The organism is Microcystis sp. 49638_E5 (assembly GCF_021300285.1).
Lineage (GTDB): Bacteria > Cyanobacteriota > Cyanobacteriia > Cyanobacteriales > Microcystaceae > Microcystis > Microcystis aeruginosa_C.
Genome location: NZ_JAJTDH010000136.1, coordinates 1 through 9,007, shown reverse-complemented (window position 1 = coordinate 9,007; position 9,007 = coordinate 1). Strand labels below are relative to the sequence as shown.

Here is a 9,007-nt window from a genome sequence, read left to right as displayed (position 1 = left end):
TTTTCTTAGCATAATCTGATAGTTTCATGTGAACTGCAATGTAAACTTGCACTAACCATATTAGCAGTTGTTTGCAGTCATTTGCATATACTTTTTACAAAACTTTACAATACCCGCATTACCGAGGGTAGAATTCGTTATCATGCCGATAATGTCCTTATCCACGTTCCTCTAGATGATGCTGGCAGAATTAAAGCACTGGTATCTAATTTGTTACGATATTCGTTGTCCGCAACGCTGGCGTAAAGCTTACAGAATTTTAGGCGGTTACGGCGATCGCATTCAATACTCGATTTTTCGCTGTTGGTTAAGTGCGCGAATGCGAGAAAAATTGCGCTGGGAATTGGAAAAAGTCCTCACCCTAAAAGACGACTTAATTTTAATTCGTCTGTCGGAGCAGTGTGTCCGCGATCTGCCTAAGTACAACCGACCTGACACATGGCTTTTGGACGAAAAAGGGTTTCGGGTAATCTAAAAAAAACAAGCATCTCTGGCTGGGAAAAAATCCACGGGCTAAAATTTATTTGTATTGCTAATGCTGTCTCGGTTTCAGAGTTTGACAAGGAACAATTCCTGCTTGCATTTTTTGAAAGTCGCACTGGATAACGGTTTTCAGCTTCGGTGCTGTCACTCAAAAGCTCTGATCAGAAGATTTCTTGGCGTTTTTCTAGAGGTGCTTGTAAAATGGACTGTGAAGCTATACACCAAAGGCTTTTTCAGCCTCGCCGTGTACTAACCTTTGATGCCGTAAGGCGTTGATCACCACCAAGATCCAGCGCCGATCATGATGGTGCAGCCGTGTACTAACCTTTGATGCCGTAAGGCGTTGATCACATCGTTTGTCGAGAACCCCCGAAGCATGGGCTTATGTGTACTAACCTTTGATGCCGTAAGGCGTTGATCACAAAGTTATTTTTTATCCGAAAGCTTTGAACAGGCGTGTACTAACCTTTGATGCCGTAAGGCGTTGATCACGCAGAACATTGGGGGTAAGCATTCCCAAATTCTTGTGTACTAACCTTTGATGCCGTAAGGCGTTGATCACGTTCTAATATGGACACTTGGATATGTGTCGGGGTAGTGTACTAACCTTTGATGCCGTAAGGCGTTGATCACAAATTGAGTGAGTTTGCCCTATTGCACTTCTCACGTGTACTAACCTTTGATGCCGTAAGGCGTTGATCACGAATAGCACTACTTGGTAAAATTTATGACAAGTTGTGTACTAACCTTTGATGCCGTAAGGCGTTGATCACACTGCTCTAGCAATAGCCTCAAATATCCCTTCAAAGTGTACTAACCTTTGATGCCGTAAGGCGTTGATCACCAAGGGATGGCGTAAGCGTTACACTTCTTTCAAGCAGGTGTACTAACCTTTGATGCCGTAAGGCGTTGATCACATCCCTAGAAGCTTTTCCGAAAGGCTGCTTTAATTCAGTGTACTAACCTTTGATGCCGTAAGGCGTTGATCACTGTATCGTTCACGGGTGGTCCTGTTGACCTTTGTTTGTGTACTAACCTTTGATGCCGTAAGGCGTTGATCACTAATTCCGTCGTATTAGCTCCAAAAGTTTCCACTTGTGTACTAACCTTTGATGCCGTAAGGCGTTGATCACTAATCAAGCTTGTCCTTCATGTCATTAAGCTTATGTGTACTAACCTTTGATGCCGTAAGGCGTTGATCACGGTGGTGACTCATAATAATAGCGTAGGATTAAAGTGTGTACTAACCTTTGATGCCGTAAGGCGTTGATCACAGTTAGGGTGAGAGTTAGTGTCTAAGTTAGGGAGGTGTACTAACCTTTGATGCCGTAAGGCGTTGATCACAGGCAGATTTTGATCCCATATTCCGCACTTCACTTTGAAGTATAAAAAACTACAGGTCTTTTCAAAGAAAAAAAATCAGAATAATCAAAAAAAAATACTCAACCAATCAGATGTTGAGGAGAAATCATAAAATACCAAATGTTTTTTCGGCTCAAAGAGTTAAACTAAGTCACAACAATTGGAGGAGTAGTGACTCTCCTATAAGCATATTACTCAATTGTTATCAACTTTGTTGCTTTTTTATTTAGACTAAGATGACAGATAATATTTTTGACAAGATGAAGGCAGAAAATTTAAAATAAAACTGCGCTCTTCAGTTAAATTGACAATTTGCTTGACCCCAACCCTGATCAAGGGGGGACTAAGGGTAGGGTTGATTCATGAATCAACCCTACTATGAATCAACTCTAGGACTAAGGGGGGATCGAACCTAAAATCCATTTTTAATTTAATTATAGCGGTTCTCGCATCTGTGCGGCACACTTAAACCTTTGCTGATTAAGCTGTTCAGGATTGGGAATGTACCTCTTATAAATCAGAAACGCTATATAACCAGCTACTTATTTTATTCTTGTTCTAAAGTGGGAAAAACCGTTTAAAATTGAAAATTAACAGGGATAGGGAAGCCCTGTAACCGCACGATCATGGCTAAAATTGTCGGTGTTCACGGTATCGCGCAAGAATTTAGGGGTAGCCACACGATTTCTGCTGAGTGGTTGCCAAGTCTCAAGGATGGATTGAAACTCGCAGGAACCGAGTTACAGTCCGATACTGATTTTCGTTGTGCGTTTTACGGAGATATTTTTCGGGGAAAATCGAAAGCGATCGGCATCCCGAACTACGATGTTAATGATGTCGATTCCGATTGGGAAAAAGAATTACTCCAGTCGTGGTGGCAAGAAACGGAACGATTAGAAAATAATCATCCCAATGCAGATAGCCTTTTGAGAGAAAAATCTACCCCGAAAATTATCCAGAGAGCTTTGTCGGGGTTAAGTGAATCTCGGTTTTTCGGTAGCATTGCCGAGAAATTGGTTATTTCTTATCTTAAGCAAGTGGGGAGCTATTTACACAATCGAGAGCTAAAACAGCAGATTCAAGAGCGAGTAATAAAATGTATCGATGAAGAAGATACGCGGGTACTTGTAGCTCATTCTCTCGGTTCGATCGTCTGTTACGAAACTTTATGTCAGCATCCAGAATGGCCGATTAAAGTCTTTGTCACTCTCGGTTCTCCTTTGGGGATAAGACAATTAATTTTCGATCGACTGCAACCATCCCCCCGCAATAACCTGGGGCGCTGGCCCGGAAATGTGGAAAGATGGGTGAATATCGCAGACAATGGCGATGTGGTGGCGTTGACAAAGCAACTCAACCCTTTATTTGAGGGAACTGTCGAGGATAAGTTAGTTTATAATGGCTGCGAGGCTCACGATGCCAAAAGGTATCTGACGGCGGTTGAAACTGGGGAAGCGATTCGATCGGGGTTAATCGATTGATGGGTAATGATATGGATGAAGAAATCAAGTATTATCTAATCGCTTGTGGGACAAAGGATTACAACGCATTCGAGCAATTACCCAGCGTCGAGACGGATTTAGAATTGGTGAACAGTCTGTTTACCAGTGGTTTTGGATATGAAAGAGTTCTGCCAAGTTTACACTTGAATCCCACAACTAACGATCTTAAAAAATTATTCCCTAATTGGCTTCGGGATAGAGAGCGGCATGGAACGAAAAATATTCTTATTTTTTACTATTCTGGTCATGGCGAATATTGTCAAGGGGATGGACATTATCTCATACTGGAAGACACAAATAGTGACGATATACCTTCAACGGCTTTACCGACTCAAGACTTAGTTCGTCCTATTAAAAATAACCAAGTAACCATCTCTCAAGTTCTCTATATTATTGATACTTGTTACTCCCAAAGTGGTGCGGGAGATATTATAAAATTCGTTAGCGATGCGATCAAACAATATGAAGCGGTTCGAGGAGCTAATATAGCTATTCATGTTATGGCAGCTTGTAGGGCAAAAGATACAGCGATCGAAGGCGTTTTATCCCGATCGCTGCAACAAGCTCTCGATGATATAGAAGCGATCGATTTTTATTCCCACTCTGGATATGTCGATCTAGGTTGGTTGGTTCATAAAATGAACCAAAATGTTGACAGTAATCAGCGTGTTAATTATTCTGCGCTAGGAATTGAAACCCATGCTATCTTTTTTCCTACTTATCCTAAAGCTGACCAAAAATGGGAAAATCAACGATTTAATTTAATCGAAAAACTTTTCAATATTTTAAATATTAATTCCGATAATAGTTTATTTTTAATCAACTCTTTTCTGTTAGTCTATGAAGATCCCAAATCGTCATCTATTTCAAACATACAAGAGCTTATAGAAAAACTAAAAGATTTGTCTAGTAAGCCAGTTAATAAAGAAATATGTCCTTTGATTTTATTTTCTGAATGGTGCAGATTGAAGTTATTTAAGAATGAAACCCTAGATATTGCTGAAAATATTGATACTTGGAAAGGTGAAGCTGTTCGATATAGGGATGGTGTGCAGTTAGACACAATCAAAAAATATGCGATAGAATTGTGGGATAAATTTAATAAAAATATCGAACTAGAAGGAAGAATACAAATTGTAATCTCACCCGCAATTGATAAACATAATAATACTGGCTTACAAACAGAATATTTTCATGTAAATACAATGTTTTTTGTGGGAATAAACAATAAAATTAAGTTATGGAATATCTATAAAAAAGAACAAGATTTTATGATAGAAAAAATGCAAGATAGTTTCTATCAGGTAATTCCTGAAATTTTTTACTATTTACCCGATCGAGTGAGACTAGAGATTGAATTTTTCCTTCCATTTGCTTTGCTGAAACACTCCCTAGAAGATATTAAGTTTAGATGCGGTGAGTGGCCATCTATCGGATACGAGTATCCTGTTTTTATTAACTCCTTCGATCGCTATTTTGATGAAGATTTCCGAGAGATACGCGACGAGATCGAGGAGATCAAGAGAGCTTTATGGGAAAATAATAGCGATCTTGACCAGAAAGATTACTACATCGGAACCGAACCATCGATCGCCGATCTGGAAGAGATCGTGGAATCCCTGCCGATCGCCGTCTGGAGTCGAAACGCCAATCAACCGATGACAGATAACGATCTAAAACCCTCGGAATGGAAAAACTGGCCCGATAAGATCAAAGAATTACGCAGAAACAAGCGAAAAATCGCCCTTTTCTGGGACGATCTATACCCCAAACCCTCCCCGAGACCAAGACCTCTAAACACGAGAGTGGTGGAATCCAATGGCCAATAAACCAGTTACCAAACCAGAAGACCTTCGCATCTATCGGGGTTTGACCCTGAGTGCCGATAGTTTACCCACACCCGAAGAACAAAGAAAACACCTCGATCGCATCCCACCGCCACCCCCTTGGCGCAGTTTTAGCCTATCCCCGGAAGCATGGACAAAAGCGGCAAAATCGCAGGAAATACCGCCCGAACAGGGAAAAATCGACCCTAGGGCTTTAGGATTCGTCGCGGATAAGAAAGCGGTGGAATTGGTGAATGCTGCCCTCTGTTTGCGTCGTCCCCTACTGATCGAGGGCAACCCCGGCGCCGGCAAGACTTCCCTGGCCTACGCAGTGGCGCGGGAATTGGGACTACCCGGCCCCTACCGTTGGTCGATCGTTTCCCGCACCACCCTTAAAGAGGGTCTTTATGCCTACGATGCGATCGGACGGTTACAGGAAGCTTCCCTACAAAGACAGAAAGTGGGAGAGGGGGGAGAGTACGAGGAACCAGATATCGGCAGCTATCTAAGATTAGGCCCCATGGGGATGGCTTTTTATCGATCCCGTCCAGGACGACCGGCGGTGCTGCTAATTGATGAGATCGATAAAAGCGATATCGATATGCCTAACGATCTCCTCCATATTTTCGAGGAGGGATTTTTTGAGATCCCGGAATTGACACGATTAAAAACCGGCGACCAATCCGTTCTTCCCTATCGCGGTCAACAGGATGACAGCGAGGAAAAAATCCCGATCGATCGAGGTTGTGTGTCTTGTCAGGAGTTCCCCCTAGTATTCATGACCAGTAACGAGGCCCGGGAGTTTCCCCCTGCTTTCCTGCGTCGATGTTTGCGTTTAAGACTCGAACAACCCGACAACGAGGATGATTTCTATCGCATACTAGAGCAACGTTTCCCACCGGAGCGCCTAAATCAATTGGACGAACCGGCCAGAAATCTGATCCGGAAATTTCTCGATCGAATTAAACGCAAAGACAAACTAGCCACCGATCAACTGCTCAACGCGGTCTATCTGTTACTACAGGGAAACGACCTCACCGCCACCGATCGCCAATCGCTGCTAGACACCATCTTTAAATCCTTGCAAGGGTAGGGGGAGAGATGGAAGGGAAAAAAGCTATCTGGTGGGAAGACGAGAGGGAAATGGCAGAACTGATCTGGTGCGCTGCTTACCTCGATCGAATTATCGCGCCTTGGTCGATGGAGCAGCCCGGACAGTCGGAAGCAACCTCATCTAATGATAAGGAGGATAACCGGTCATCCGGCAGCGGTGAAAAAACCCCTCCCCCCGGAGCGATCGAGTCAACGCTCCCCGTTGCCTATCCCGAAAACATCGATCGCCCGATGCAGACCTCCCGGAAGCGCGATTCGGTCGAGAGCGATCGTTCTTCTCCCGTTCGTGTCCCCGATCCCTTTCCGATACCCGAACCCACCGCCATCAGTAAGGCAATTCTCCCCCTAGCGCGTCGCGTGCCTGGATTACGGGCCGACGAGTTGGATATCGAGGTTACAGTGGAACGGACGGCCGAAGCGGGGGGATTACCGATGCTCGCTTTCCGTCCCCCCCTAGAACGTTGGTTAGAGGTTCACCTGTTGATCGATCGCTCTCCCCCGATGGAATTTTGGGGAGATCTAGCGGGGGGAATGACCACCCTCTTCCGTTGGCAAGGCTTTTTTAGGGACGTGCGGGTTTGGTGGTTCGAGACCGGTGAAAATGAAGCTCGTTTGCTTTCCGGTGCCGGGCAAATCGAACGGAACCCTCGCAGTCTGGTTGCACCCTCTGGAAACCGACTTTTTATCGTCCTAACCGATACTTTGGGGAAAGCTTGGCGATCGGGGTCTGCCTTCGCCACCCTAGCGGATCTGGGAAAAGAACACCCCGTCACCATTGCTCACATTTTCCCGCAGGAGCTATGGCAACGAACCGCTTTAGAGGGGGCAATACTCCGGCCTTTGATTGCACCGGGTCCCGCTTCTGCCAATGCAATACTGCAAGTGGGGGAAAAACTCCGCACGAAGCAGATTCTCTATCAGTTCCCCATTTTCAATCTATCCCCTGCTCACTTTGCAACCTGGGCGAAATTTATCGCTGGGAGCGGTGGTAACTCCATTCAGGGGGTTTTAATGGGAGCAACCACTGCGGGGGTGAATATGGGTGAAACCGGAGAAGAAGAGGCAGCCGCTCCGGAAGCGGAACCCCCGGAAGAGTTATTGAGAGGCTTTTTAATCGATGCTAGTCCCTTGGCCCGAGAACTGGCTAAAGTGCTGGCGGCCGTTCCCCTGATTCCTCCGGTGATGCGATTGGCACAGCGGCGATTTTTACCCGATAGTAAACATTGGCATCTAGCGGAGGTCTTTTTTAGCGGACTGGTCGAAAAATCTACCTTTAGTCCGGAGGGAGCGACGGTTCCGGATGCTTGGTACGATTTTTACCCCGGCATTCGTCAGTTACTGTTGGCAGATAGTGCCAACCGGCGCACGATCGATATTTGGCGGGGCATCGGCGATTATATTCGCGACCATTACGGCGAATTTCGCGATTTTTCGGCTCTAATCCCCAATCCACAGGGTTCTCTAGCGGATGCAGTCAGCGATCGCTCTCTCTATTTCGCTGAGGTGGACGCGGCTGTTCTCCGCACTTGGGGGGGAGAGTACGCCGATATCGCCCAAAACATCGAGGAGAGAGTGAGGCAGCGAAAACAGGAAATCTTGACCCCGGAAAAACTCCTAAAATTCACCTTCGAGACCCTATACGTCGATAAACGGGGAGAAATTACCAAAAGAGAACCCCTGGAGGCCTACTACTACGAGGAACCCCTAGGGGAGGAAATCGAACCCCTGACCATGGTTGCTATCCCGGGGGGAACTTTCCTGATGGGTTCACCGGGAGAAAAGGACGATTACGAGTCTGAAAAACCCCAACACCTCGTGAGGGTCAGTGCCTTCTACCTGAGCCAGACTCCGATTACCCTGGCGCAATGGCGGTTCGTGGCCCACCTACCGAGGGAGGGAAAAGACCTCGATCCAGACCCCGCGCGTTTTAAGGAAAGTGATAACAACCCCGTCGAGTCCCTGAGTTGGTACGATGCGATCGAATTCTGCGCTCGTCTGTCCCGTCACACGGGAAAAAATTACCGTTTACCAAGCGAGGCCGAGTGGGAATACGCTTGTAGAGCGGGAACAACCACCCCCTTCCACTTTGGCGAGACGATCACGGCAGAACTGGCGAATTACAATAGTTCAAAGGTCTATCAACAAGAAAAGGCGAAACAATCCCCAAATAAAACCACCCCCGTCCGCTCCTATCCCCCCAACGCCTTTGGGCTGTACGATATGCACGGGAATGTTTGGGAGTGGTGTTTAGATCCGTGGCACGGTGATTATCAAGGCGCACCGCCCACAGACGGGAGCGTTTGGGACGAAAAAAATATTGATAATCGTTATGAAAATTTATTAAATAGTATAAATGAACTCTTGATAGATGACCGATATTGTGTATTGCGGGGCGGTTCTTGGTACAACAATCCAAATTACTGCCGTTCTGCTTACCGCAACATCAACTACCGCCGCGACTACGTCAACTACGACGGTTTTCGGGTGGTGTGCGGTGCTGGGAGAACCCTGTAACCCTTTTCCCCTTTTTTTTCCCTTTTTTCCCTCATTCCCTTTTCTGGAATTTTTTTGGGCAAGCTATAGCACAAGTGTATTGGTTTAGGGGGTCAATTATCTGGGGGGGTTTGATCCCCCCTGCCCCCCTTGATAAGGGGGGTGCCGATAGGCGGGGGGATCTCCCTTGATAAGGGGGGTTTGATCCCCCCTGCCCCCCTTGATAAG

5 protein-coding genes and 1 CRISPR repeat array are annotated in these 9,007 nt (G+C 45.8%); all 5 genes read left to right on the top strand.

Annotation, left to right across the window (positions count from 1 at the left end):
• Positions 1-181 precede the first annotated feature (181 nt).
• The 5 genes from cas2 (at position 182) to LW728_RS21965 (ending at position 8,800) form a co-directional block, all read left to right on the top strand.
• Positions 182-475, top strand: a complete 294-nt coding sequence (cas2, locus tag LW728_RS21985) for a CRISPR-associated endonuclease Cas2 (protein ID WP_002749872.1) — start codon at positions 182-184, stop codon at positions 473-475.
• A gap of 252 nt (positions 476-727) precedes the next feature.
• Positions 728-1,827: direct repeats of the CRISPR family, unit length 36 nt; unit sequence GTGTACTAACCTTTGATGCCGTAAGGCGTTGATCAC.
• Between the two features lie 644 nt (positions 1,828-2,471).
• On the top strand, positions 2,472-3,326 hold the full coding sequence (locus LW728_RS21980; protein WP_287768280.1) for a hypothetical protein: 855 nt from the start codon (positions 2,472-2,474) through the stop codon (positions 3,324-3,326).
• Complete coding sequence (locus tag LW728_RS21975) at positions 3,326-5,176, top strand: VMAP-C domain-containing protein (RefSeq protein WP_353845719.1); 1,851 nt, start codon at positions 3,326-3,328, stop codon at positions 5,174-5,176. The genes LW728_RS21980 and LW728_RS21975 overlap by 1 nt, the downstream gene beginning before the upstream one ends.
• Positions 5,166-6,266 carry an AAA family ATPase gene (locus tag LW728_RS21970; protein WP_287768275.1) on the top strand — a complete coding sequence of 367 codons (1,101 nt, stop codon included), beginning with the start codon at positions 5,166-5,168 and terminating at the stop codon, positions 6,264-6,266. The genes LW728_RS21975 and LW728_RS21970 overlap by 11 nt, the downstream gene beginning before the upstream one ends.
• 8 nt (positions 6,267-6,274) lie before the next feature.
• A complete protein-coding gene (locus tag LW728_RS21965) occupies positions 6,275-8,800 on the top strand; it encodes a formylglycine-generating enzyme family protein (RefSeq protein ID WP_287768272.1) in 2,526 nt (841 codons plus the stop codon).
• The last annotated feature ends 207 nt before the right edge of the window (positions 8,801-9,007 follow it).